The following is a 23,592-nucleotide window of genomic DNA, read 5'->3' as shown; positions in this document are numbered from 1 at the left end:
CCAACATAAAAACAGGGACGATATGACCACAGTTCCCGCACCAGCGGGGTGGCGGTTCAGGAAGCCGAGCGTCATTCCAGGTTTTGGATTGACGCTCGGCCTCTCGCTTGCCTACCTCACCCTCATCATCCTCATCCCCCTGTCGGGGCTGGTATGGCGTTCGGCCGCTCTTGGCTGGGCGGATTTCTGGGCCATCGCCACCAACGCGCGCACCTTGAACTCGCTGAAGATCAGCTTCGGCACGGCGCTGATCGCGGCCATCGTCAACGTCATCTTCGGCACCGTCGTCGCCTGGGTGCTGGTGCGCTACAGCTTTCCCGGCCGCCGCATCATCGACGCCATGGTCGACCTGCCCTTCGCCCTGCCGACGGCGGTGGCCGGTATCGCGCTCACCACGCTCTATGCCCCGAACGGCTGGCTTGGTTCGCTGCTCACCCCGCTTGGCATCAAGGTCGCCTATACGCCGCTCGGCATCGTCATAGCACTCGTCTTCATCGGCCTGCCCTTTGTCGTTCGCACGGTGCAGCCGATCATGGAAGAGATCGACAAGGAGGTCGAGGAAGCCGCCGCGACGCTTGGCGCCAGCCGCTTCCAGACCATCACGCGGGTTCTGTTTCCGGGCCTGGCGCCGGCCATCCTCACCGGTTTCGCGCTCGCCTTCGCGCGCGGCGTCGGCGAATACGGCTCGGTCATCTTCATCGCCGGCAATCTGCCCAACGTATCGGAGATCACGCCGCTGCTCATCGTCATTCGGCTGGAAGAATTCAACTATCCCGCCGCCACCGCCATCGCCGCGATCATGCTGCTCATCTCTTTCGCCATGCTGCTCGTCGTCAACCTCCTGCAGGCGTGGAGCCGCAAGCGCTATGGCTGATCCCGTTCTCTTTGCCGCCAACCCACAACCGGAAACCTCCTCCGGCATCACCGAAACGCGGCTTTCGCGCTACGGGCTGATGGCCATCGCCTTCGTCTTCCTCGGCATCTTCCTGATGCTGCCGCTGGTGCTGGTCTTCGTCCAAGCCTTTGCCAAGGGCGGCGCGTTCTTCTTGTCCGTGCTGGGCGAACCAGACACGATTTCGGCCATCAGGCTCACCCTCATCGTGGCAGCCATTGCCGTGCCGCTGAACCTCGTCTTCGGCGTCGCCATGGCCTGGGCCATCGCCAAGTTCGAATTCAAGGGCAAGGCGTTCCTGACCACGCTGGTCGACCTGCCCTTTTCCGTCTCGCCGGTCATTTCCGGCCTTGTCTATGTGCTGCTGTTCGGGGCGCAAAGCCTGCTCGGGCCGTGGCTGAAGGCCCATGGCATCACCATCCTGTTCGCCGTGCCCGGCATCGTTTTGGCCACCGTCTTCGTCACCTTCCCCTTCGTCGCGCGCGAACTGATCCCGCTGATGCAGGAGCAGGGAACCAAGGACGAAGAAGCCGCGATCTCGCTCGGCGCAAACGGCTGGCAGACCTTCTGGTACGTCACGCTGCCCAACATCAAATGGGGCCTGCTCTACGGCGTGCTTCTATGCAACGCGCGCGCCATGGGCGAATTCGGCGCGGTGTCGGTCGTCTCGGGCCACATTCGCGGCCAGACCAACACCATGCCGCTGCATGTCGAAATTCTCTACAACGACTACAACGCCGCCGGCGCTTTTGCCGTCGCCTCCCTGCTGGCCGGGCTGGCGCTGGTGACGCTGGCGCTGAAAACCGTGCTTGAAATGCGCTACGGCGCCGAAATCGCCGCAACGCGCGGTCATTGAAAGGTCATTTTAATGGATGTCCGCGTTGCCAATGTGCGCAAGGAATTCGATACGTTCGCGGCCCTGCATGACGTTTCGCTCGACATCAAGTCCGGCGAACTGATCGCGCTGCTGGGGCCGTCCGGGTCGGGCAAGACCACGCTGCTGCGTCTGATCGCCGGCCTGGAGCAACCCACCGTCGGCAAGATCTTTTTCGGTGACGATGATGCCTCGGAGCGCACGATCCGCGAGCGCAACGTCGGTTTCGTCTTCCAGCATTACGCGCTGTTCCGGCACATGACGGTCGCCGACAATGTCGGCTTCGGCCTCAAGGTCAGGCCCGGCGCGACACGGCCAACGAAGGAGGAAATTCGCCGCCGCTCCTCCGAACTGCTCGACCTGGTGCAACTCTCCGGTCTCGAAAAACGCTATCCGGCGCAGCTTTCCGGCGGGCAGCGGCAGCGCGTGGCGCTGGCCCGCGCCATGGCGATCGAACCGAAAGTGCTGCTGCTCGACGAGCCGTTCGGCGCGCTCGATGCGCAGGTGCGGCGCGAACTTCGCCGCTGGCTGCGCGAAATCCACGACGCCACCGGCCACACCACCGTCTTCGTCACGCACGACCAGGAGGAGGCGCTGGAACTCGCCGACCGTGTCGTCGTCATGAGCCAGGGCAGCATCGAGCAGGTCGGCACGGCCGACGAAGTCTACGACACGCCGAACTCGCCCTTCGTCTACGGCTTCATCGGCGAATCCAGTTCGCTTCCGGTCAAGGTCGAGGACGACCAGCTCTGGGTCGCGGACCGCCCCATCGGCCTGCCGGCCCAAGGCGCACCTTCTGGCCCGGCGACGCTCTACTTCCGCCCGCACGACGTCGAATTGCTGGACGGCTGCTCGGGCTGCATCGCCGGCACGGTCGCCGCCAGCCGCCGGGTCGCAGGCACGAGACGCGTGGAACTGGAAGTTGGCGGCCACAGGCAGCGCGTGGAAATCGAACTGCCGGTCGACCATCCGGCCGCGCAGAAGAGCCGCGTGGCGTTCCGCCCGCGCAAATGGAAGGTTTTCCCGGACAGTTCTGCTCCACATGCTCACTAAAAAAGGCAAATACGGCCTGAAGGCCCTGGTGCACCTTTCGGGCCTTCCCGGCGGTCAGTTGGCGTTCGTCAACGACATTGCCGTTGCCAACCACATTCCGAAAAAATTCCTCGACGCCATTCTGGGCGAATTGCGCAATGCCGGCTTCGTGCAAAGCCGCAAGGGCAAGGGCGGCGGCTACCGGCTTGCGCGCCCGGCCACGGAGATCAGGATCGGCCATGTCATCCGCGTTCTCGACGGCCCGCTTGCGCCCATCCCCTGCGCCAGCCAGACGCAATACCAGCGCTGCGAGGATTGCGACGAGGCCACATGCCGGGTCCGGCACATGATGCTGGAGGTTCGCCATGCGATTGCCGAAGTGCTCGACAACCGCAGCCTCGCCGCCCTGCGCGACGCCGACAACGACGATTACCCGCTCGAGACAACCTCACATTTGTAGGTCGGGCCGTTCACGGAGTGGCGGTGGCGATGGCGGCGCGCCGTGCCGACCAAAGCACGAACACCATGACCGAGACATTCAAGAGGTTCCAGCCGATGCCGTTGAGGAACGCGGCGGCGTAGGAGCCGGTCAAATCGTATATCCAGCCCGACATCCAGCCGCCGATCGCCATGCCCAGGATGGTCGCCATGATGACGATGCCGACGCGCTGCCCGGCCTCCGCGGCGGGCATGTATTCACGTACGATCACCGCATAGCAGGGCACGATGCCGCCCTGCGACAATCCGAAAATCGCAGATACGACGTAGAGCGAGGCAAGTCCGTCGAACGGAATGTAGAAAAGCAGCGCCAGCCCTTGCAGCACCGAGCCGATCAGCAGCGTCTTGATACCGCCGATGCGGTCGGCGAGAAAGCCGGACCCGATACGGCTGACGATGCCCGCAGCCATCATGATCGAAAGCATGTCCGCGCCGCGCGCCACGCCATAACCGAGGTCCATGCAATAGGCGACGATATGCACCTGCGGCATCGACATCGCCACGCAGCAGCCAAGACCCGCTATCACGAGCAGGATCTGCAGCGCCGCCGGCGACAATGAAATCGGCTGAATTTTCCGGCCGCCCTGCCTGTCTGCAAGCGCTTCGCGCGGCGGCTGGCGGCGCAGCATCAGCGTCAGCGGCACCATCGTCACGATGCAGACAACGCCAATGGCCGCATAGGTAAAGCGCCAGCCCTCGGCGGCCATCACGCCGGGCATGATTGCCGGCCACAGCGCGCCGGCAATGTAGCTGCCAACGGCGGCGCAGGATACGGCGACGCCCCGCCGGCGGTCGAACCAGTGCGAGAGATCGGCAATCAACGGGCCGAAAGTCGCAGCCGTTCCAACGCCGATGAGAAGACCCTGAACCAGGGAAAACTGCAGGATCGACGTCGTGAACGAGGCAAGGATGAACCCGATGCCAAGCACCAATGAAGTGGCCAGTGCCGGCACCCAATAGCCCATCCGGTCGATGGCGCGTCCGATGACGACATTGCCGGCGGCGAAGCCGAGCATGGTTGCGGTGTATGGCAACGACGCGTCCGCGCGGTCGATACCGAATTCGGCCTGCACGGTGGGCATCACCACCACCACCGCCCACATGCCGACGCCGCCCAGCGTGCCGAGCAGCACGCTGATGGCGAGGCGCATCCAGGCATAGGCGCCGTCAATATCGGCGTAGGTGCCAATTGGCGTGCTCAGCCTCAAGGGCGTACTCCTCGCGATCCCATCCCTCGCAAGGTGCAACCTTACAAGCTCGCCGCGGCTTGGTCAGCGCCAGTGCCCGTCGCCTATGGAACCACAGGAAGCGCACGGCCTCGAAAAGACGCCAGTCTAGCTCAGCCGGGCGAGCGGCCTATGATCGCGTCCGTATTGGCCAGAAGCTTACGCACCGCGCGGCGTGCGGCCTCCGGCTTTTTCGTGCGGATGCTTTTCTCGATCGTCTCGTGCAGTACCTGCGCATGTTGGAGATCGTCGCCTTCACGCGTCACGTAGCGGAACAGATGATCGAACGCCGATTCGATCAGCACGCCGAGCGGCACCAGAAGATCGTTGCCGGCAGCGCGCAGGATGGCAAGGTGAAAGCGCGTGTCGGCGCGGGTGCGGTCCTCCAGCGTGACAGCCGCCCCCATTTCCCGGCAGGCCCGGCTGATCTCTTCCATCTGCTCGTCGGTACGGCGCAGCGCCGCGAAAGCGGTCGCCTCCGGTTCGATGAGGTGGCGGAATTCCTGCACCGTCCGCAAAAAGGCCTCGCGGTCGGGAGAGGTCGCGTACCAGGCGAGCACGTCGCGATCGAGCAGGTTCCAGCGCTCCCTGGGTTCCACCCGGCTGCCGATCTTGGGGCGCGACACCAAAAGGCTTTTGGCCATCAGCATCTTGATCGCCTCGCGCACCGCCGAGCGGCTGACATTGAAGATCTGCGACCATTGCGCCTCGTTCGGCAGGACGCTGCCGGGCGGATAGTCGCCGCGCACGATGCGCAAGCCGATCTCGTTGGCGACCGAGGCATGCACGCTCGACCCGACATCGCGCGATCTGACTTTTCTGGGTTTTCCGTCTGACATGCTGCCCCTTCGTCTGCACGTCGGCGACGCTACATGCCCGCGTCGTCGAAAGCGACCCCAAAGGGCCGTTGCGCACACTCAGAGACCGTTCGATAATTCGCCCTGCCGAGGCATATGGCGTGGCTTTCGGGGTCGCCATCGGCGACGAGCGGAGCGTACATCAGTACGTGAGCACCGGAAGCGCAGTAAACCGCGCCAGATCACCGGCAGGGTAGAATTTCCAAACGGTCTCTCAGGCCCGGGTTATCTCTTCAAGATACCAATCGATATAGCGCAGTTCGTTATACTCCATCGGCGCGATCGGACCGGGCACGAAATAATGCGAGCGCACGCCACGCGCCGTATGCTCGATGATCTTTTTGTCTTCCGCCGTGGTGACCTTCCAGAGCCAGGTGAGCTTCTCGAGATCGTAGTCCTGGCCTTCGACGGCATCGCCCTTGACCAGCCAGATCAGTTCCATTTCGCAACTGTTCGCCCCCTTGGGGATGAAGCGGTAGATCATGCCATGATCGGGGTAGCAGACGAGGAACGTCGTCCCGCCCAGATGGATGGAGGTGACGCCGCCGTCCGATTGCGTGAAGCGGCCCATCAGCGGCGCCAGCAGCGTACCGTCCTCGCTGCCGCTTTCGACGCCGTCATAAAGCGCATAGCGGAACGTATCGATGGCCTCCTGGCCCCCGGCGGAATTCTGCCAGCGATTGCCGCTGGCGATGCTGACGCCGAGCGCGCAGGTGCGCTCTTCCATCGCCGCGTTGAGCTGCTCGATCATCTCCTTCGGCTTTTCCAGCGCATGCGTCTGCGAATATTCGGGGTGCGCCGGACCGCAATGATAGCATTCGACATAATTCTCGACGGCCAGCTTCCAGTTGGCGTCGAAGGCATACATCTCCCGATGCGCGACCTTGGCTTCGCCCCAGCCATATTGGCCGGCGCTGGTGCGCAAGGATTGCTCAATCGGATCGAAATCGAGCGGTGTTTCGGCAAACGAGATGAACACCAGGCCGGATGCGACACGCACATGCAGCTTCTTCAAGCCGTGCTCGGAGCGGTCGAAATCCTTCGGCATCAGCCGCGCGGCGCGCAAGGAACCGTCGTTCGAATAGCTCCAGGCATGGTAAGGGCACACGAACATCTTCGCGTTGCCCTTCTGCTTGGTGCAGACTTCCGCGCCTCGATGGCGGCACACGTTCAGCATGGCATGCACCGCGCCGTCCTGGGCGCGCGTCAGGATCACCGCCTCATCGCCGAGATTGAACAGTTCGAAGTCGCCGGAATTGGGTATGACGCTTTCATGCGCCAGACAGTGCCAATGGCGGCGGAACACTCGCTCCATGTCGCATTCGAAGATGGCGGGGTCGTGATAGAATGCCCGCACAAGGCCGTAGCCTGGCCGGCGCTCGGCCACCAGACGGTCGATGGCATCGGCTTCAGTGGCGGCTTGCTGGAGAGGAACTACACTCATGGCAACGTCCTTGTCACACTTGATAGCACCTGGCATTTCGCCAATTTTCCGGCTGCAGCGCCCGCATGGCCGTCTCGCCCAATAGACCCGCAAATGCCAGCCTGTGAATGAGCCAGCGCCGGCTGAGGACTGCGGCACTGCCTGACAGATTATCGCCGCCTTTTCGGCGCGCTCTCGCGAAAGCGACGCGTTTCCGGCGCAAACGCGGCAGCACATGACTTTCGCCGGCAAGCTGGCACAAGCATTGGCGCCGCTAAACGAAAGAGGAAACCGGTTTCGGAGGTAAGAGATGCGGAAAACGATGACCCATGGCTCAAGCAAACGAATATGAAAATTCGCCTAGGTCACGTCAGAAAGCAAAAAGGCGGACCGGAGCCCGCCTTTATTCGGTGGCATGAAGCCTTGTTAACGGAGGGGCCACGCCGCGATCCTTGCTAGAACAGCTTCACGATAGCCAATGTCTCTTCATGCCGCAAGTCTTCAAACCGCAAGTATTGTCATCCCGCAGACGAGGGGGTCTATTCGGGTGGGGAAAAGCGAGGACAGGGGGCACGCGATGGGCACGCGTTATTCTTTCGACATCGGCACGAACTCCATAGGCTGGGCGGTCTGGCGAACGGGCGTCGATCCGAAGGGCATTTTCGGACCGGACGCGCCGCTCGAACTGCTCGGTGCCGGCGTTCGCCTGTTCAAGGACGGCCGCAACCCGAAAGACAAGGAATCCCTCGCGGTGATGCGGCGCATTCCACGGCAGGCGCGCAAGCGCCGCGACCGTTTCGTGCTGCGCCGCGAGGCGCTGACCGCCGCGCTGGTCGAGATCGCGCTGATGCCCGTCGACGCAACGCAGCGCAAGGCGCTGGCCGAACTCGACCCCTACCGGCTTCGCGCCGCCGGCCTCGACGCAAAACTCGCGCCGCACGAATTCGGGCGCGCGCTGTTTCACCTGCACCAGCGGCGCGGCTTCAAGTCCAACCGCAAGACCGACCGCAAGGGAGACGACAAGGACCAGGGCAAGATCGCGGCGGCTTCCGCTGCGCTTGCAAAAAAGCTCGAAGATGAAAACGCCCGCACCTTCGGCGAATTCCTGTGGCATCGTCACCGCGATCCGGAACTGAAACGTCAGGCCGTGTTGAAAGCGCATGACCCGGCAAAGGGTAAACCCGACCTGCGCACAGCGAGCCTGCGCCGGCCGACCCGCATCCGCCTCGACGGCCAGGGCGCGACCGCGCTCTACGAATTCTATCCGACCCGCGAAATGCTGCGTCACGAATTCGACGCGCTCTGGCAAGCGCAGGCCCGACACCATCCGGCCTTGTTGACGCAGGAGGCGAAAGAAAAGATCGAAACGATCCTGTTTCGCCAGCGCGAATTGAAGCCGCCGAAGATCGGCCTCTGCACCTTCGAATACGCGGCCGGCGAGCACCGCCTGCCCAAGGCGCTGCCTTCCGTTCAGGCACGCGAGATCTACGAACGGCTCGGGCACATTCGCCTGTCGACCGGTGAGGGCACTGAGCGGCCGCTGAAGCCGTCCGAGCGCGACGACCTCGCCACCGCGCTGCTCTATTCCGGCCTGACGAGGATCAAGGTCGGCAAGACGACCGGCCTGACCTTCACCGAGATGCGCAAGGCCCTCAGGCTCGGCGGCGAGGTGCGCATCAACTTCGAGGAGATGGGCGAAAAAGGTCTTGCCGACCTACGCACCAACCGGCTGCTCACCCAGGACGACCATTACAGTCCGCGCTGGCGCGCGCTGGCATGGGCGGAAAAGGACGCCTTCGTGCAAAAGCTGATCGAGGCGACCGACGACGACAAACTGGTCGCGCAGCTGGTGAGCGAGGACGGTTTGAGCGAACAGCAGGCGCGCAACGCCGCCTCGATCCCGCTGCCCGACGGCTATTCGCGGCTCGGTCCGACCGCCAATGCCGGGATACTCGAGGCGCTGATCGAGGAGCGCGACGAGAACGGCTTCGTCGTGACCTACGATAAGGCGGTGCGCCGCGCCGGCGAGAAACTTGGCAAGGACTGGCACCATTCCGACGAGCGCGACGGCGAGCTTTTCGACGCCCTGCCCTATTACGGCAAGGTGCTGCAACGCCACATCCTGCCCGGCACGATGGAGCCTGCCGACAGAAAGGACGACGCAAAATTCTACGGCCGCATCATGAACCCTTCGGTGCATATCAGCCTCAACCAGCTACGCCGCCTCGTCAACGCGCTGATCGAACGCTTCAGCCCGCCGGACCAGATCGTCGTCGAACTGGCCCGCGACCTGAAAATGTCGGCGCGCGAAAAGGAACAGGAGCAGCGCCGCAACCGCGAGAACAGGGATGCAAACGACAAGCGGGCGAAAAAACTCGGCGAACTCGGACAGGACAACAATGGCGAGAACCGCGCCAAGTTGAAACTTCACGAGGAACAGGAGCGGGCCAGCGGTGGTGTCGCCCTTTGTCCGTTCACGCTGAAGCCCATCGCCGTCAATCAGCTTTTCAGCCCGGAAATCGAGATCGAGCACATCTTGCCGCGCTCGCGCACGCTGGACGACAGCGCCGCCAACAAGGTGCTGTGTTTCCGTACCGTCAACCGGCTGAAGCGCGGCAGGACGCCATGTGAAGCCTTCCACGACAAGCTGGAATGGGCCGACATTGCCGCCAACGCGGAAAAGCTGCCGCCCAACAAGCGCTGGCGCTTCCGCCAGGACGCGATGGAGCAATTCGAGGCCCGCGCCTCCGGCAAGATAGACAAGAAGACCCTGGACGACATGGGTTTGAACAACGGCTTCCAGGCCCGCCATCTCAACGAGACCAAGCACATGTCGCGGCTGGCGAAAGCCTATCTCGGCAAGATTTGCAACCCGGACCATATCTACGTCACGCCGGGCGCGCTGACCGGCCTGCTGCGCGGCAAGTGGGGGCTGAACTCGATCCTCTCCGACGACAATCGCAAGGACCGCACCGACCATCGCCACCATGCCATCGACGCCATCACCATCGGCGCGATGACGCGCCGTCTGCTGCTTGAACTCAACACGTTGGCAGGCCGCGCCGAGCAGAGCCAATATGACGACGTGGTCGGCAAGGTGCCGTGGCCCTTCGACAATTTCCGCGACGCCGTGCGCACCGTTGTGGAGCGCATCGTCATCTCCAACAAGCCGGAGCACGGCAAGCAGGGCGCGCTGCACGAAGACACCGCCTACGGCATTGTTGCCGACAAGGCGGAAGCGGCCCAGATCGGCAATCTCGTGCGCCGTAAGCCGCTCGCTGACCTGACGCCCGGCGAAGTCGACCGCATCCGCGACGCCGCGCTGCGTGAGGCGGTTCAGGCGGCTGTGGAGCCTTTCCGCGACGCCAAGGGCAAGGTTGCCGATGCCAAAGGATTTGCTACTGCCCTCTCCGCTTTCGCCGACGATCACAAGATACGCCGCATCCGTGTCGGCAAGGACGACGTCAGCGCCGTGGCGATCCACGACCGCCGCACCGGTGTGCCCTACAAGGCGGTAGCACCTGGAGAAAACCACCACGTTGATGTGGTTTCACTTCGCGACGGCTCATGGAAAGGCTTCGCCGCCACCGTGTTCGAGGTAAACGCCAAGGATTTCCGTCCGCAATGGGAGCGCGAGAAAATCGGCGGCAAGTTGGTAATGCGCCTGCACAAGGGCGACGCGGTGGAACTGGAAAGTGCAGGCGTGCGCATCGTCAAATACGTCCAGCAGATATGGATGAAATCAAATCTCGTCCTTCTTACCGAACACTATGAGGGCGGCGACTTGCAAAAGCGCCATCAAGACGCCGACGATCCTTTCCGCTGGGACTTCGCCAACATCGGCAAACTCAAGGAACGCGGCTGCGTGGCGGTGAAGGTGGATGAGATCGGGCGGGTAATCACACGAATAGCCAACGTCTAGTTAAAGTTTTGAAAATAGATGCGTATTGACCCGGAAGATAATTGTGGCCATCATCTACGCGCACGTATAGCGACGTAGCTCAGCCGGACAGAGCACCTCGCATACAAATTTAGATAAAAGCGGTGGCGCGTTTATCTAATAGCGAGGAGGTCGCGGGTTCAAGTCCTGTCGTTGCTCCTAAATCTGACGCCGTTGGCTGAAGATAAGCGCCGGTCCATCTTAGCGAGAACGAATGTATTCGTGGCGTAGATGATGGGTTGCGGTCGGACCACACCGTGATCCCGCTAGAACACCCCGCCGGGTCCGCCCAGCGGGCTTTTTTTCACACTTGGCACTTTCCTTGCCGGTTACTTCCCAAGGGGCAACGCCGGCCGGCAAAACTGTGCCGGCGTGATGCGCCTCCCGTGGAGGCTGTGCCATGTTGGGACGGATCGTCGAAATCGAAGGCGAAGGCAGAAGACTTTCGCTCGACCGTGGCTTCCTGACTGTCACCGGGCCGGACGGATTTTTGGGAAAGGTCCCGCTCGACGACATCGAGGCTGTGATCCTCTCCAATCCCGCCGCCAGTTTCACCAGCCAGATCATCGCTGCACTTGCGTTGCGCGGCGCGCCGCTGGTGGTCTGCGGCAACGATTTCCGCCCGGCTGCTGGCTGCTGCCGGTGGACGGCCACCACGCACAGGGCGACCGCATGGAGGCGCAGGCGCAGTCCACCCTGCCGACGCGCAAGCGGCTGTGGGCTGAACTGGTGCGCGCCAAGATTCTCGCGCAGACGGCAGCACTTGAGCGGACCGGCGCGAACCCGGTTCCGCTGCGCGCGCTGGCCGGGCGCGTTCGGTCCGGCGATCCCGACAATTTCGAGGCGCAGGCCGCGCAGCGGTATTTTCCGGCGATGTTCGGCAAAGGTTTCTACCGCCGCCGCGACGGCGACGGCCCCAACGCCATGCTGAATTACGGCTACACGGTGCTGCGCGCGGCGACGGCCCGCGCCATCGTCGCCGCCGGGTTGCATCCTTCCCTGTCGCTGCAGCATCGCAGCAGGGGCGATGCGCTGCGCCTGGCCGACGATGTCATGGAACCGTTCCGCCCCGCCGTCGATCTTGTGGTCCACGCCCTGACGCTGGAAGGCGTCGACCGGCTCGACACCGCGACCAAGCGCCGGTTGGCCGAGGTGCTGCACGCCGATTACGTTACCCCGGAAGGAACGACCCCGCTCTCCAACGTGCTCGCCCGCCTTGCTGTGTCGTTGGCGCAGGTCTTCACCGGAGAGCGGAAGAAACTGGTCTTTCCCGCCACCGCCATTCCCTCGCTTGCAGCCAAAGCGTTGCCATGAACCAGGTTTCTCTACTGTCGGGGTATCGCATCTTGTGGATCATGGCGCTTTTCGACCTTCCCGTGCTGTCCAAGGCAGAACGCAAACGAGCCAACAAGTTCCGGCTTTTCCTGCTCGACGAGGGATTTTCGATGATGCAACTCTCCTGCTATATCCGCTTCACGGCGGGCAAAGAGCAGGCAGAGGCGCTCACCAGGCGCATCGGCCGCGCGGTGCCGGACCCCGGAACCGTCGAGGTGATCTGGTTCACGGACAAGCAATATGAAGGCATCCAGAGCTTTCGCGGCCGAACTTCGCCCGCGCGGGCAGGCAAACCGGATCAACTGACCCTGTTTTGACGCTGATTCGCCGCAAAACGATGTGGCGAAACGGCAAAACCTCGCTTTCGCCGGCATTTTTTCGCGCCTAAACGCACCAAAAAACCCCGGGAAACAAGGGGTTCCCCGGGGGCTGGTTCTAGCAGTCTTCGCGACACGGCCCAACCGCAACGAATGCGGTCGAGGCGTCAACGCACTTCGGGTTCTAGCAGTCTTCGCGACACGGCCCAACCGCAACTCCAATCGCAGCCCCAAGCGGTAGGAGAGCTTTCTAACAGCCTTCGCCGCGCGGCCCAACCGAACGCCGCCTTTCATCTACACTACGGTCTCGCAGGCCGAAGCGTGCCGAGCGCGGTTAATTCAAATTCTAAGAGTGGCGGCGACCGTGCGCGGGCCGCCGCCCTCTCTTGTGTTACTGGCAGCCAGAGACGATTATCTTGCAGTTAGGGCAATCTTCCAGCGCCATTTCCTCGGCCACTTTCTGGCTATCGCCATACCCTATGCCATAGTTGACCCGATCACCCGCATAGGCGCCACACTGCTCGAACCATACGGCTACTTCGCAGGAGTCGTTTCCGGCCTCCTTGCAGTTCTTCACGGCGTTTCTCTCGGCTTCCTTCTGTGTCGAACCCCATCCGGCACCATACCCGGCTTCTTCCGCCGCAACGCCTTGAGCGTCATTGACGGCGAATGCACCAAACGCGGATGCGGCACCGACATGCAGGCCGGACATAACTGCGACGACCAAAGCAATCTTGATTTTATGTAACACGAACGCCCCCTTGTCTGCGGCCGACACTATGCCGGACGCCCGCCCACCATCGGCGGGCTGCGAGTTCTGCATGAAAGATAGGGCGATAGCAATTAGCGCCTTACGAACAACCTCGCTACACGACAGGCCAGACGCAGCTACCTACGTGTTCGCCGTTCCATTCAAGAGCGCCAGATGGCCGATCACGGCATCACCTGTTCGATGAGCCGGTCGGGCAATGTCTGGGACAATGCTGCGATAGAGAGCTTCTTCTCGTCGCTGAAAACCGAGCGGACAGCCCGCAAGGTCTACAGGACGAGGGATGACGCCAGGACGGACGTGTTCGATTATATCGAGCTCTTCTACAACCCTCGGCGGAGACACTCGACACTGGGCTATCTGAGCCCCGTCGAGTTCGAAGAACAAGCTATGTTAGCTTAACCTCGTGTCCGAAAAACCGGCAGCAGGCCAGTCTCCCAAACTCTATGCTGATGATTCGCATTAGCTGCTTCTCTACCAGACTGCTCTACGCATCGGCGACAGTCTTTTCCTTTCCGCCTAGTCGAAGAAGGAGACACTTAAACGGCTTGGAGACTTATTTCCCTTGGCGCACGCACAACGAGCCTAAGGCCAGCCAGGATAACCACGCCTCCGCAAAGCACCAACGCCGACGGCTGTTCGTTCAGGAACAGAAACGCCAGCAGCACGCCAATGACAGGCATAAGGAGGATGAACGGAGCGACCTGGTCGACGCGGTAGCTACGAAGCAATCCGTACCAAATCGTGTACGCGATTACGAAGCCGCCCACCGCCAAGACGAGGATCGCTCCCCAATCCAGAAAGCTTGCATTGAGCACGGCCTGACGTTGCCCCGTTTCCAAAAACAACGACATCGCCAGCATTTGCGGCACCGCGAGCGCAGACATTGCTCCCATGAGATATCCGCCCGCCTCCGTCGATTTGGCTCGTATGATCGCCTGGGCGACGCCCCAACAGAGGGTTCCGGCAACGATCATCAACAGGCCCCGGATTTCGCCAACGGAATTTGGCAATCCCACGACAAGCGCAACGCCGCCAAGCGAGAGGATGATCCCGGCGAGACGGCGGCGATTGATCTGCTCCAGGCCGATGGCCCAAGCGGCCAGAACGGCGAAGGGGACCTGGGATTGAACCGTCATGACCGCCGTGCTCGCAGGAGCGAGCGCGACACCGCTGAATATCAACCCGCTTTGAACGCTTCCGCCCAGCACCGACCCAACGAGAATGACCCAAAACGGAGTCTGCCGCTTCGGGTTCGGGCGATACAATGCGAGCGCCGTTATTCCGTAGATGATGCTCATCAGGAACAAAGGCGGGAAGCTCTGCATGGTGGGTTTGGCGATCGTATAGGCGATCGCCCACAAAGCGGGAGGCATGATGGCCAAGGCAACGTCGCGAGGCCTCATGCCGACGCTCCCACATCAAGATCCTCGGATGATCCGGTTGCCATGAGATACCCCGAAAATGACAAGCGTCGATCGCCGTTACGACCCAGGACATGATCTGCCGGCCGCGCCGCGCGTGCAATCCTGTTCGCGGCAGATACCCCCCTAAATCGACCGCTGGTTCACCCGCTTGGCGACCTGTTCCGCGCTTTCGACCCGCTCGGAATAACGGTCGGTCAGATAGTCCGACCGATCGCGCAGCAGCAGCGTGAACTTCATCAGTTCCTCCATCACGTCAACGATCCGGTTGTAATAGGAAGACGGTTTCATGCGTCCGGCTTCGTCGAACTCGGCGAAGGCCTTGGCCACCGACGACTGGTTGGGAATCGTGAACATCCGCATCCAGCGTCCGAGAATCCGAAGCTGGTTGACGGCATTGAAGCTTTGCGAGCCTCCCGACACCTGCATGACGGCGAGTGTTCGCCCTTGCGTCGGGCGAACCCCGCCCATCGACAGCGGCAGCCAGTCGATCTGCGCCTTCATCACCCCCGTCATGGAGCCGTGCCGTTCCGGCGAACACCAGACCTGGGCTTCCGACCAGATCGAGAGTTCCCGCAGTTCCTGCACCTTGGGATGATCGGCCGACGTCGAATCGGGAAGCGGCAGGCCCGAAGGATTGAAGATGCGGACCTCGGCACCGAGCCGACGCAGGATGCGCGCGGCTTCCTCCGTGGCGAGGCGGGAATAGGACCGTTCGCGCAGCGAACCGTACAGCATCAGTACCCGTGGCCTGTGGATGGCGCGCGGCCCGTCGAACAGCACCTTTCCGTCGATCGGCAGGAACTGGTCTTCGTCGATGCTCGGCAACGGATCATCGAGAAAATCGTGAATATCAGGCAATGCGCTTGCCTTCCGCGTCGATGACGACTTCACCGTCTTCCTTCGTGAACGGGCCGATGTCCGAATTAGGCAGCATGTCGAGAACAGCTTCCGATGGCCGCGCTAAAACAACGCCGAGCGGCGTGACGACGATCGGGCGGTTGATCAGGATAGGATGCTTGAGCATGAAGCCGATCAGTTCATCGTCGGTCCACTTCGGATCGGCAAGGCCGAGTTCGCCATAGGGCGTTTCCTTCTCGCGCAGCAGGCCGCGCGGGGACAGACCCATGGCCGCGATGAGTTCCATCAATCTTTCCCGGGAAGGCGGGTTCTTCAGGTACTCGATCACCTCGGGTTCTTCGCCCGACTGCCGGATCATGGCCAGCGTGTTGCGGGAAGTTCCGCACTGGGGGTTATGGTAGAGGGTGACTGTCATTCGGCTGCCTTTCCTGTCGACATCGTATTTTTGACGGCGGTGCCCTGCTCGTACCAACCCCTGCTGCGGTTCACGATCCATACGACCGAGAGCATGACAGGCACCTCGATGAGAACACCGACGACGGTGGCGAGTGCGGCACCTGAATTCAGCCCGAACAGCGCGATTGCCGCTGCGACGGCGAGTTCGAAGAAATTCGACGCGCCGATCAGGGCGGAAGGTCCAGCCACACAGTGCCGCTCGCCCGACACCCGGTTGAGCAGATAGGCAAGTCCAGAGTTGAAATAGACCTGGATAAGGATCGGCACCGCCAGCAGCGCAATAACCAGCGGTTGGGCGATGATCTGTTCACCCTGGAACCCGAACAGCAAGACCAGCGTCGCCAACAGGGCGAAGAGCGACAACGGCTGCATCCTGGCGAGAAGCGCATCGAGTGCAGCTTGCCCTCTTGTAGCCAACAGTCTGCTTCGAACGAACTGGGCAACGATCACGGGAAGGACGATGTAGAGCGCGACCGACAGCACGAGCGTGCCCCACGGCACCGTGATCGCCGACAGTCCCAACAGCAGGCCGACGATCGGAGCAAACGCTACGATCATGATCGCGTCGTTCAACGCCACCTGTGAGAGCGTGAAGTTCGGTTCGCCGCGCATCAGGTTCGACCAGACGAACACCATCGCCGTGCAAGGTGCCGCCGCGAGGATGATCAGGCCCGCGATATAGGAATCGACCTGCGCCTCGGGCAGCCAAGGTCGGAACAACCAGCCGATGAAGAGCCAGCCCAGGAGTGCCATGGAGAACGGCTTCACCGCCCAGTTGATGAACAACGTCACGCCGATGCCGCGCCAATAGGTGCCGATCTTGGCGAGCGAACCGAAATCGACCCGCAGCAGCATCGGAACGATCATCAGCCAGATCAGTACAGCGACGGGAATGTTGACCCTGGCAATCTCCGCCGCCGCTATCGTTCCGAACACGCCGGGCAGCATGTGGCCAAGCACGATGCCTGCGACGATGCACAATGCCACCCAGACGGTAAGGTATTTTTCGACAAAGCCGATGCCAGGGCGGGCTGCCTCGCCCGCGTTCAGAACATGATCCGTCATGACGACTTCCCTCTCAGCCTGCCTTCGGCAAGTTGCGGCCGATCTCGTCGAGCCGTCGTTGCAACGCGAGCTTGTCCACCATGTTCATTGGCAGGCTGACGAAAACTCCAATGCGGTTGCTGAGCATGCGGTATGCATCGGCAAAAGCGAGGTGTTTCTCGGCGTCCGTGCCTTCCGACGCAGCCGGGTCCGGCACGCCCCAATGTGCCGTCATCGGTTGTCCCGGCCATACGGGACAGGATTCGTTGGCCGCGTTGTCACAGACGGTGAAAACGAAGTTCATCTCGGGAGCATCCGGAGCCGCGAATTCCTCCCAGCTCTTCGAGCGCGCGAACGACGTGTCGTAGTTGAGGCTCTTCAGCAACTGCAGGGCATAGGGATGAACCTCGCCTTTCGGCTGCGATCCCGCAGAGAAGGCTTTGAACCTGCTCGCGCCAACGCGATTCAGAATGGCTTCGGCGAGAATCGACCTTGCCGAATTTCCAGTGCACAAAAACAGGACGTTGTAGATCTGGTCAGTCATCGACTGATCCCTTCTAGCAGTTGCAAGTGACGGCCTGAATGACAGGCCTGCACAGCTCCGGCGCACCGTTGCAGCAGTCCTCCATCAGGTAGGCAAGAAGGTCACGAAACCCGGTCATGTCGGCGATATAGCGGATCGTACGGCCGTCGCGCTCGGCGCGGACCAGACCAGCATGATCCAGAACCTTGAGATGCGCCGACGACGTATTCTGGACTGCGCCAATACGCTCGGCGATCTCGCCCGCTGGAATACCCTCGCTACCTGCCTTGACTAGCAGGCGGAAGACCTCCAGCCGGGTGTCCTGGCCGAGGGCCGCAAGTGCGGCCAATGCCGATTTCTTATCCATATATCGTTATCCTTGGATATTACGATACATATACCCAACCGCGTCCGACATGTAAACCCACCAACGCTTTAGGCCGAGGGCGGCAATCGAATTAGGAAACTCCGAGTACCTCAAAGATTATCTCTCGACCTTTGATGACCGACCGACCAAGCGAAAGCACATGCTCGGAGCGAGCCGAAAGCTGATCGTGGTCGCCTTCGATAGTGAGTGGATCGAGCTTTATTCACGGTCTGCCGAACAAGCACAGCTCGCTTACGACGGAATGGGCAAGGTGACTAAATTGGTGCGCCGATAGCATGTTGGGCAAACAAGTTGGGCATCCGAAAAGTTGCCCAGAAATAACGATTAAATATCAATTACTTTGAGTAGCCAAATCTAAACTGACTCAACCAACCCCTTGAAATTCCACAAAACGAGGATCTGCCCTCCATGCAAATCCGACTTCACAGGCTTCTTGACCCCTGAGGACAGTTTCGGCGCGCAGGAGATCGAGCGAGGACATCTACCGCAACCGACAACGTGATCTCGCGTCGCGAGCGGCCGGTTGGGGCGTTTAACGGACCTACGGTTTTCGCCCCCGATTGCTGCCGTGTCGCAGGCAATCGCTGGCAGACCTAGGGACGAGTCGAGAGAGTTCGCGGGACCGACATCGTGCTGGCGGTATTTCAGGCGTACGGAGCTCCGACCAACGAAAAGCAGGGATTGCGATTGCCGCTGGACAGGTTGAACATCTGCCTTTGGGCGCGTTGCTGTCGAATCTCCTTGGCCCGGTGAAGGGCTGCTTTCGCAGCGTAGTCGCCCGAAACCTGTCAGTCCGTTTCCCACCAATAGATGCTGTGGATGTCGCCCAAGAAATTACCACGTGGGAAATGATTTCCCGTGGCAGATTTGGGGCCGTTTGCCGTCAGTCCGCTACCGGAGCCAAGTGGGCGGATAGCCGCCATTCGGCAACCGACCCCGTTGCGGCCATGGCCAAGCCCGAGGAGTCACCCGAAACCGGACGTTCAATCCTGGGCTGTCGATCGTATCACAATACTGCCGACGTCCACATCGGTCGGCTGCTCGATCGCGTAGGCGATGCCCCGAGCGATCGAAGCCGGCGGGATGGCGACATTGGACGCGCGTTCTCTAATTACCGACTTCACGGCTGGATCGGTTATCGAGCTTGTAAAATCGGTCGAGATCATCCCTGGCGAAATCTCGATGACCCTCAGATGCGGCCCTGCTTCCTGCCTCAAGGCCTCGCTAATTGTCCGCACTGCGTTCTTGGTCGCGGCATACACACCCATGGTGGGTAGGATTTTGATGCCCGCGGTCGAGACGATGTTGATGACGTGGCCCGACTGTTGACGCTGGAAGACGGGCAATGCCGCAGCGATGCCGTAGAGCGTGCCACGCAGATTGACGTCGATCATGGCGTCCCAGTCCTCGACTCGGAGCGCATCGAAACGGGATATCGGCCCAATCCCAGCATTGTTCACAAGGACGTCGAGCCTACCGTCACGCTCGATTGCCAATGCGACGAGAGCTTCAAGTTCGCTCCGGTGCCGTACATCGGTCACCTTGTGCGCGGCCTTGCCACCTCCCGCGGTGATCTCGTCCACGATCGCTGCTAGCGCCTCCTCGCGGCGAGCCCCTAACACGACAAAAGCCCCTCGTTCTGCGAGTAGTTTCGCGGTCGCGCGGCCAATCCCACTGCTAGCGCCCGTGATGGCGACAACCTTGCCTTCGATACCCAAAGCAATTCTCCTTCATTGATTTCATCGAAGAAGGTATGCACTCGGCTCAAGATGATCTATGCCAGAGCGTCCATGGATTTATCGCGATCGTCTAAAGCTGTGACTGACCCTCTATCGGATGTCCTCTACGTTCTAGGCGCGAGGGTGACCCGCCGCACCCGACTGGAGGCTGCAGGACGATGGGCTCTTACATTTCCAGCGCTTGACCGACTCAAGTTTGTAGCGCTGCTGCAGGGAACCAGCTGGATAATGCTACCGGCGCGCGCGCCGCTGCTTATGAGCGCAGGAGATGTCTGTCTGTTGGGGCGCACCGCATATGCGGTAGCCAGCAATCCGGAGGTTCCGCCCCTCGACGGCCAAGCCTTCTACGGTGCCGGCGGCGATGTTGCGTGTCTGGGGGGTGACGAGACAATTGCGATTGGGGGAACCGTCACGTTCGAACCTGGAAATGTGGACTTCCTGCTCGACATGCTGCCGGATTTCCTGTTCGTTCCCGGATCCTCGGCCGCATCCGGAGCGATGGCGACGATCCTTGGGTTGATGAATGACGAGGTCGAGCGGGATGTCATCGGTAGCGAAATCGTAAGTGCCCGGCTCGCTGATGTGTTGTTGGTGGAGGCGATCCGCGCTTATGCGGGGAGTGTCGGACAGGTCGAGATCGGATGGCTTGGCGCTCTGTCGGATCCTCGACTCGGTCGAGTACTTCGCATCATTCATGGGGATGTCGCGCAGCCTTGGACGGTGGCCCAACTCGCTAATGTGGCCGGTATGTCGCGGGCTGCCTTTTCTGCGGAGTTCACGCGCCGGGTGGGACAGCCACCACTCGCCTACATGCGGGCGTGGCGTCTCACAATCGCTCGTGCGGCGCTGACACGGGGTGATGAGACTGTCGCCAGCATCGCACGCAAGGTTGGCTATACGTCGCAGAGTGTATTCGGGAATGCCTTCAGGTCCGCCTTCGGCTTACCTCCAAAAGCTCATTCTCGATCGTGTGAAGCGGCAGCTTGCAAGCCTATGATCCTGGAAGCCGACCGTCTCTTAACCACCCAGAACAGCTAGAACAGCAAAGTAATCCGAAGGCTGAAGCGGTCATCCGTGGGTGCGTCAGATGACCGCCCCGATGTCAAATTTCAGTTCGCTCTGCTAAGAGCAGTGCGTCTTCGACGTCTACGCCAAGGTACCGAACGGTGTTCTCGATCTTGGAATGCCCCAGCAGGATTTGGATGGCTCGGAGATTCCCTGTCGCCTTGTAAATCATCGATGCCTTCGTGCGACGCAGCGAGTGGGTGCCATACTCCTCCGGACGCAGACCGATCGCGGTCACCCATTCGTCAACCAGGCGGGCGTACTGCCTCGTACTCATGTGGTGGGCGTGATTAATCCGGCTCGGGAATGCATAGTTATCGACCGTGCCACCACGCCTTTCAAGCCAAGCCAGAAGGCTGGCTCTGACGTCGCTGGTGATCTCGAACTGGGCTGGGCGGCCCGTCTTTTGCTGAACGACGATCGCGCGGGTCCTAATTTCTGGCCCCGCGACCAGATCACGAATCCTTATTTTGACCAGGTCGCATCCGCGAAGCCTGCTGTCGATTGCCAGATCGAACAGGGCACGGTCCCGAACGCGCCTTTCCCGGTCCAGGAAGAACCGAACGGTCCAGATCTGTTTCTGTGTGAGCGGACGCTTGGTGCCGACCTTTTTTCCAGCGTTCCAAGCCGCGCGCTCACGGCTTGCATCATCGAAATGAGAATGACCCATGTGAGTTCTCCTTGGCTTTGATTGGCCATAGGAGAAAACGGCATTTCGGCATTACCGCTCAGGGGCCGTTTGCGGACTGTCAACTGTCGGATGTGTTCAGGGGTAGCTGCCATTCGGCAGCCAAGCCAGGCCCGGCACCGTCGTGGTCGGCTTCCGCCGCCCAACGGTTCACGGCCGCGACCAGGTCAACGACCTGCTGGACGGCATCGTCAAGGTAGGAGCAGGCCAGTAGAATGGCCGCTCAAGCCTTGTCGGACAACTCTTGCAGGACGGCCTTGGCAATCGCGATATCCTGGACGGCCACGCCAGTGAGGTCCGCCAGGGTGATCTGATTGTCGGACGTCCGACCCGGGCTGCCTCCAGAAAGGATCGTCCCAAGCTCTACTACATTTCTTCCCCGCAGGTACCCGGCTTTCCGCGCCTGATAGACTTCGCCGCGATGTTGGCTCTGTGCGAGGCTGTCGGCGACCACCAGGTCGGCGGCCTCCAGTACGCAGGGGGCGACTTCGTTCTTGTCGGCCGTATCCGATCCCATGGCGGTGATATGCGTGCCGGGCCTGATCATCGAGCGCGTCAAGAGCGGCTCTTGCGCTGGCGTGGTGGTGACGATCAGCCGGGCGCGCTCGCACAGTTCGTCCAGGTCTTCGACGATAGACACGTTATAGCCCATGCGCCCGATATCCGTCGCGGCAGCCTTGGTGTGTTCGGGTACGCGACCCCAGATCACGAGCTCCCTGCAGTCGGTGACTCGTCTCAGATAGTCCGCTTGCAGACGCGCCTGGGTTCCCGTCCCCACGATCCCGATCGGGCCCAGGCTCTTCGGAGCCAGAGCCTGGGCCGCCACCGCGCCGGCTGCCGCCGTACGGTGGTTCGTAAGTTCGCCTTCTTCCAGCAGCACGGCTTTTACGACTCCGGTCTTCTGGCTCACCACGATCATGCATCCGTTAAATGGAGGCAGGCCGATCTCCGGGTTATTGAAGAATCCTGTGGCCAGCTTGACGACGCAAACGTCATCGCCGCGGATCGCCCCATACTTGATATGCATTTCGCCTGCCGCCCCGGGGAACAACAGTTCACCCACCGGTGGAACGTCCACGTCACCTCGGGAGAAGGCGACGAAACCATCCGCCACCGCCGTAACGGCGTCGACGCCCGGTAGTGCGGCGTCGATCTCGGCTCGCGTGTAGACCTTCACCATTGCGCTCAACCTCCCGAAGCTTCAAATTGGAAAGACCCAATAGGAAGACCCCGCGTTCTTCGCCGTCCATTTGGGAAAGCTGACTTGCGAGCTGGGAAACTAAGCCTGCCCGGGTGAGTGCTACCGATGCGCCTTGCTCGAGGTTTCCCTTGAAGATAACAATCGGCCGATCGCTTTCCAGAACGGGAACCGCCGTTGACACTTCCAGCTCGCCTTTTCTCGGGTCAGATCTCCGATTTCGACCTCAAGCTCATACGGACATTCCGCGCCGTCGCCGACTGCAGCGGCTTCTCGCTGGCCGAAATAGAACTGAACATGACCAAGTCGGCGATCAGCAAGCAGATCGCCGACCTCGAGATCAGGCTGGGCGTACAGCTTTGCCATCGCGGGCGCTCGGGCTTCGCCCTAACGCCGGAGGGCCGTCTGGTCTACGATTCCAGCACCAAGATGCTGGGTGCCATTGAAGGTTTCCGGACCGAACTGAGCGCGCTGCAGAAGAACCCTTCCGGCACCCTTCACATCGGATGTATCGACACTCTGATCAGTAGCGGACGGTCGCCCATCGTCGGCATCCTGACGCGTTTCTCCGCTGACTTCCCGGACGTGAAACTCAGGATGATCACGACTTCCTCCGCGGAGATCGACCAGAGTGTCGCGGACTACCTTCGCCCAACAGGCACTTTGCAAGACAACCCTTGACCCCGACGGCAGTAACTATTGCTCGGGCCGAAACAAGACTTTTAGAAGATTCTAATATCTGGCGGGTGATCCATCCTGACATTGTGCCACATTAATTTTCAGGAAATACAAGGACTCCGGCATGGGCTGGCGGGCTGACCAGGCGTACGAAGATGCCCAGCGGGAAGGCTTCCAAAAATGGAAAGCTTCGCTGACGTAGCGGGAATATCTAGTTTGGGAAATGCGACGCCACGGGCCGTTTTTGGCGGGGACGACGGCGACATCAAAGCTCTCAGTGCACACGCCTGAAAGTGGCCATTGAAACTGGTTGGGTGCCAGAGCGTTCTGTTCGTGTTGGGATAGGAGAAAATATGTTCGATGGA

Annotated in this window: 22 protein-coding genes, 1 tRNA gene and 1 pseudogene; 11 read left to right on the top strand and 13 right to left on the bottom strand. The window is 61.3% G+C overall.

Annotated features, from left to right (window positions below; translation table 11 throughout):
- The first annotated feature begins 22 nt into the window (after positions 1-22).
- The 4 genes from cysT to ACX3P0_RS00105 are packed head-to-tail and all read left to right on the top strand — an operon-like array spanning position 23 to position 3,258.
- A complete protein-coding gene (gene cysT, locus ACX3P0_RS00120) occupies positions 23-874 on the top strand; it encodes a sulfate ABC transporter permease subunit CysT (protein ID WP_459085823.1) in 852 nt (283 codons plus the stop codon).
- Positions 867-1,748: a sulfate ABC transporter permease subunit CysW gene (gene cysW / locus ACX3P0_RS00115; RefSeq protein WP_459085822.1), complete on the top strand. Its 882-nt coding sequence runs from the start codon at positions 867-869 to the stop codon at positions 1,746-1,748. Before cysT ends, cysW begins: the two co-directional genes overlap by 8 nt.
- Positions 1,749-1,760: 12 nt before the next feature.
- Positions 1,761-2,819: a sulfate/molybdate ABC transporter ATP-binding protein gene (locus ACX3P0_RS00110; protein ID WP_459085821.1), complete on the top strand. Its 1,059-nt coding sequence runs from the start codon at positions 1,761-1,763 to the stop codon at positions 2,817-2,819.
- Entirely contained in the window at positions 2,809-3,258 is a 450-nt protein-coding gene (locus ACX3P0_RS00105; RefSeq protein WP_459085820.1) for an RrF2 family transcriptional regulator, read from the top strand. Before ACX3P0_RS00110 ends, ACX3P0_RS00105 begins: the two co-directional genes overlap by 11 nt.
- 10 nt (positions 3,259-3,268) lie before the next feature.
- Here ACX3P0_RS00105 and ACX3P0_RS00100 read toward each other — a convergent pair whose 3' ends face one another.
- The 3 genes from ACX3P0_RS00100 to ACX3P0_RS00090 all read right to left on the bottom strand — a co-directional run bounded on the left by ACX3P0_RS00100 (position 3,269) and on the right by ACX3P0_RS00090 (position 6,823).
- On the bottom strand, positions 3,269-4,447 hold the full coding sequence (locus ACX3P0_RS00100; protein WP_459086833.1) for an MFS transporter: 1,179 nt from the start codon (positions 4,445-4,447) through the stop codon (positions 3,269-3,271).
- Positions 4,448-4,635: 188 nt separating this feature from the next.
- Entirely contained in the window at positions 4,636-5,361 is a 726-nt protein-coding gene (locus tag ACX3P0_RS00095) for a FadR/GntR family transcriptional regulator (protein WP_459082327.1), read from the bottom strand.
- A gap of 232 nt (positions 5,362-5,593) precedes the next feature.
- Positions 5,594-6,823, bottom strand: coding sequence for an aromatic ring-hydroxylating oxygenase subunit alpha (locus ACX3P0_RS00090; protein ID WP_459085819.1), 1,230 nt, complete (start codon positions 6,821-6,823; stop codon positions 5,594-5,596).
- 556 nt (positions 6,824-7,379) lie between these two features.
- On the opposite strand from ACX3P0_RS00090, the gene cas9 reads away from it, so the two are divergent.
- The 4 genes from cas9 to cas2 all read left to right on the top strand — a co-directional run bounded on the left by cas9 (position 7,380) and on the right by cas2 (position 12,394).
- Entirely contained in the window at positions 7,380-10,724 is a 3,345-nt protein-coding gene (gene cas9 / locus ACX3P0_RS00085) for a type II CRISPR RNA-guided endonuclease Cas9 (RefSeq protein WP_459085818.1), read from the top strand.
- Positions 10,725-10,792: 68 nt separating this feature from the next.
- Positions 10,793-10,901 (top strand) — tRNA-OTHER (locus ACX3P0_RS00080).
- A gap of 483 nt (positions 10,902-11,384) precedes the next feature.
- Complete coding sequence (gene cas1 / locus ACX3P0_RS00075; RefSeq protein WP_459085817.1) at positions 11,385-12,056, top strand: type II CRISPR-associated endonuclease Cas1; 672 nt, start codon at positions 11,385-11,387, stop codon at positions 12,054-12,056.
- Positions 12,053-12,394 carry a CRISPR-associated endonuclease Cas2 gene (gene cas2, locus ACX3P0_RS00070; RefSeq protein WP_459085816.1) on the top strand — a complete coding sequence of 114 codons (342 nt, stop codon included), beginning with the start codon at positions 12,053-12,055 and terminating at the stop codon, positions 12,392-12,394. The genes cas1 and cas2 overlap by 4 nt, the downstream gene beginning before the upstream one ends.
- A gap of 391 nt (positions 12,395-12,785) precedes the next feature.
- Here cas2 and ACX3P0_RS00065 read toward each other — a convergent pair whose 3' ends face one another.
- On the bottom strand, positions 12,786-13,217 hold the full coding sequence (locus ACX3P0_RS00065) for a DUF4189 domain-containing protein (RefSeq protein ID WP_459085815.1): 432 nt from the start codon (positions 13,215-13,217) through the stop codon (positions 12,786-12,788).
- Positions 13,218-13,310: 93 nt separating this feature from the next.
- On the opposite strand from ACX3P0_RS00065, the pseudogene ACX3P0_RS00060 reads away from it, so the two are divergent.
- Positions 13,311-13,565 (top strand): annotated as a pseudogene (locus ACX3P0_RS00060) (IS3 family transposase); the annotation flags it as partial.
- A gap of 137 nt (positions 13,566-13,702) precedes the next feature.
- Here the strand turns inward: ACX3P0_RS00060 and ACX3P0_RS00055 are convergent.
- The 7 genes from ACX3P0_RS00055 to ACX3P0_RS00025 form a co-directional block, all read right to left on the bottom strand.
- Complete coding sequence (locus ACX3P0_RS00055; protein WP_459085814.1) at positions 13,703-14,569, bottom strand: DMT family transporter; 867 nt, start codon at positions 14,567-14,569, stop codon at positions 13,703-13,705.
- Between the two features lie 144 nt (positions 14,570-14,713).
- Positions 14,714-15,448 carry an arsenical resistance protein ArsH gene (arsH, locus tag ACX3P0_RS00050; protein ID WP_459085813.1) on the bottom strand — a complete coding sequence of 245 codons (735 nt, stop codon included), beginning with the start codon at positions 15,446-15,448 and terminating at the stop codon, positions 14,714-14,716.
- On the bottom strand, positions 15,441-15,863 hold the full coding sequence (gene arsC, locus ACX3P0_RS00045; protein ID WP_459085812.1) for an arsenate reductase (glutaredoxin): 423 nt from the start codon (positions 15,861-15,863) through the stop codon (positions 15,441-15,443). The genes arsH and arsC overlap by 8 nt, the downstream gene beginning before the upstream one ends.
- The gene (arsB, locus tag ACX3P0_RS00040; RefSeq protein ID WP_459085811.1) at positions 15,860-16,969 is read right to left on the bottom strand and encodes an ACR3 family arsenite efflux transporter; all 1,110 of its coding nucleotides are present in this window, start codon (positions 16,967-16,969) and stop codon (positions 15,860-15,862) included. The genes arsC and arsB overlap by 4 nt, the downstream gene beginning before the upstream one ends.
- Before the next feature lie 13 nt (positions 16,970-16,982).
- Entirely contained in the window at positions 16,983-17,492 is a 510-nt protein-coding gene (locus ACX3P0_RS00035; protein ID WP_459085810.1) for an arsenate reductase ArsC, read from the bottom strand.
- A gap of 13 nt (positions 17,493-17,505) precedes the next feature.
- The gene (locus tag ACX3P0_RS00030) at positions 17,506-17,838 is read right to left on the bottom strand and encodes an ArsR/SmtB family transcription factor (protein ID WP_459085809.1); all 333 of its coding nucleotides are present in this window, start codon (positions 17,836-17,838) and stop codon (positions 17,506-17,508) included.
- 1,004 nt (positions 17,839-18,842) lie between these two features.
- Positions 18,843-19,577: an SDR family oxidoreductase gene (locus tag ACX3P0_RS00025; RefSeq protein ID WP_459085808.1), complete on the bottom strand. Its 735-nt coding sequence runs from the start codon at positions 19,575-19,577 to the stop codon at positions 18,843-18,845.
- Between the two features lie 51 nt (positions 19,578-19,628).
- Between ACX3P0_RS00025 and ACX3P0_RS00020 the strand changes: the two genes are divergently transcribed.
- Positions 19,629-20,636 (top strand): AraC family transcriptional regulator, encoded by a 1,008-nt coding sequence (locus ACX3P0_RS00020; protein WP_459086831.1) that lies wholly within the window; start codon positions 19,629-19,631, stop codon positions 20,634-20,636.
- A 64-nt stretch (positions 20,637-20,700) separates the two neighbouring features.
- Here the strand turns inward: ACX3P0_RS00020 and ACX3P0_RS00015 are convergent, their stop codons facing one another.
- Both ACX3P0_RS00015 and ACX3P0_RS00010 read right to left on the bottom strand, forming a co-directional pair.
- Positions 20,701-21,333, bottom strand: a complete 633-nt coding sequence (locus ACX3P0_RS00015; RefSeq protein WP_459085807.1) for a tyrosine-type recombinase/integrase — start codon at positions 21,331-21,333, stop codon at positions 20,701-20,703.
- Between the two features lie 241 nt (positions 21,334-21,574).
- Positions 21,575-22,531 carry a Rossmann-fold NAD(P)-binding domain-containing protein gene (locus tag ACX3P0_RS00010; protein ID WP_459085806.1) on the bottom strand — a complete coding sequence of 319 codons (957 nt, stop codon included), beginning with the start codon at positions 22,529-22,531 and terminating at the stop codon, positions 21,575-21,577.
- 195 nt (positions 22,532-22,726) lie between these two features.
- On the opposite strand from ACX3P0_RS00010, the gene ACX3P0_RS00005 reads away from it, so the two are divergent.
- Complete coding sequence (locus ACX3P0_RS00005; protein WP_459085805.1) at positions 22,727-23,230, top strand: LysR family transcriptional regulator; 504 nt, start codon at positions 22,727-22,729, stop codon at positions 23,228-23,230.
- Positions 23,231-23,592: the final 362 nt, after the last annotated feature.

The sequence above is a fragment of the Mesorhizobium sp. A556 genome (assembly GCF_054489545.1).
The sequence above is the reverse complement of the archived record's forward strand: the minus strand, read 5'-3'. Positions and strand labels throughout refer to the sequence as shown.

Coding starts and splice junctions, on each gene's coding strand:
- ACX3P0_RS00110 (WP_459085821.1), top strand. CDS start 1,761: ATGGATGTCCGCGTTGCCAATGTGCGCAAGGAATTCGATACGTTCGCG.
- ACX3P0_RS00015 (WP_459085807.1), bottom strand. CDS start 21,333: ATGGGTCATTCTCATTTCGATGATGCAAGCCGTGAGCGCGCGGCTTGG.
- arsB (WP_459085811.1), bottom strand. CDS start 16,969: ATGACGGATCATGTTCTGAACGCGGGCGAGGCAGCCCGCCCTGGCATC.
- cysT (WP_459085823.1), top strand. CDS start 23: ATGACCACAGTTCCCGCACCAGCGGGGTGGCGGTTCAGGAAGCCGAGC.
- cas9 (WP_459085818.1), top strand. CDS start 7,380: ATGGGCACGCGTTATTCTTTCGACATCGGCACGAACTCCATAGGCTGG.
- ACX3P0_RS00055 (WP_459085814.1), bottom strand. CDS start 14,569: ATGAGGCCTCGCGACGTTGCCTTGGCCATCATGCCTCCCGCTTTGTGG.
- ACX3P0_RS00035 (WP_459085810.1), bottom strand. CDS start 17,492: ATGACTGACCAGATCTACAACGTCCTGTTTTTGTGCACTGGAAATTCG.
- ACX3P0_RS00020 (WP_459086831.1), top strand. CDS start 19,629: ATGATCTATGCCAGAGCGTCCATGGATTTATCGCGATCGTCTAAAGCT.
- ACX3P0_RS00095 (WP_459082327.1), bottom strand. CDS start 5,361: ATGTCAGACGGAAAACCCAGAAAAGTCAGATCGCGCGATGTCGGGTCG.
- ACX3P0_RS00090 (WP_459085819.1), bottom strand. CDS start 6,823: ATGAGTGTAGTTCCTCTCCAGCAAGCCGCCACTGAAGCCGATGCCATC.
- ACX3P0_RS00105 (WP_459085820.1), top strand. CDS start 2,809: ATGCTCACTAAAAAAGGCAAATACGGCCTGAAGGCCCTGGTGCACCTT.
- ACX3P0_RS00030 (WP_459085809.1), bottom strand. CDS start 17,838: ATGGATAAGAAATCGGCATTGGCCGCACTTGCGGCCCTCGGCCAGGAC.
- arsC (WP_459085812.1), bottom strand. CDS start 15,863: ATGACAGTCACCCTCTACCATAACCCCCAGTGCGGAACTTCCCGCAAC.
- ACX3P0_RS00065 (WP_459085815.1), bottom strand. CDS start 13,217: ATGCAGAACTCGCAGCCCGCCGATGGTGGGCGGGCGTCCGGCATAGTG.
- cysW (WP_459085822.1), top strand. CDS start 867: ATGGCTGATCCCGTTCTCTTTGCCGCCAACCCACAACCGGAAACCTCC.
- ACX3P0_RS00100 (WP_459086833.1), bottom strand. CDS start 4,447: ATGCGCCTCGCCATCAGCGTGCTGCTCGGCACGCTGGGCGGCGTCGGC.
- cas2 (WP_459085816.1), top strand. CDS start 12,053: ATGAACCAGGTTTCTCTACTGTCGGGGTATCGCATCTTGTGGATCATG.
- ACX3P0_RS00010 (WP_459085806.1), bottom strand. CDS start 22,531: ATGGTGAAGGTCTACACGCGAGCCGAGATCGACGCCGCACTACCGGGC.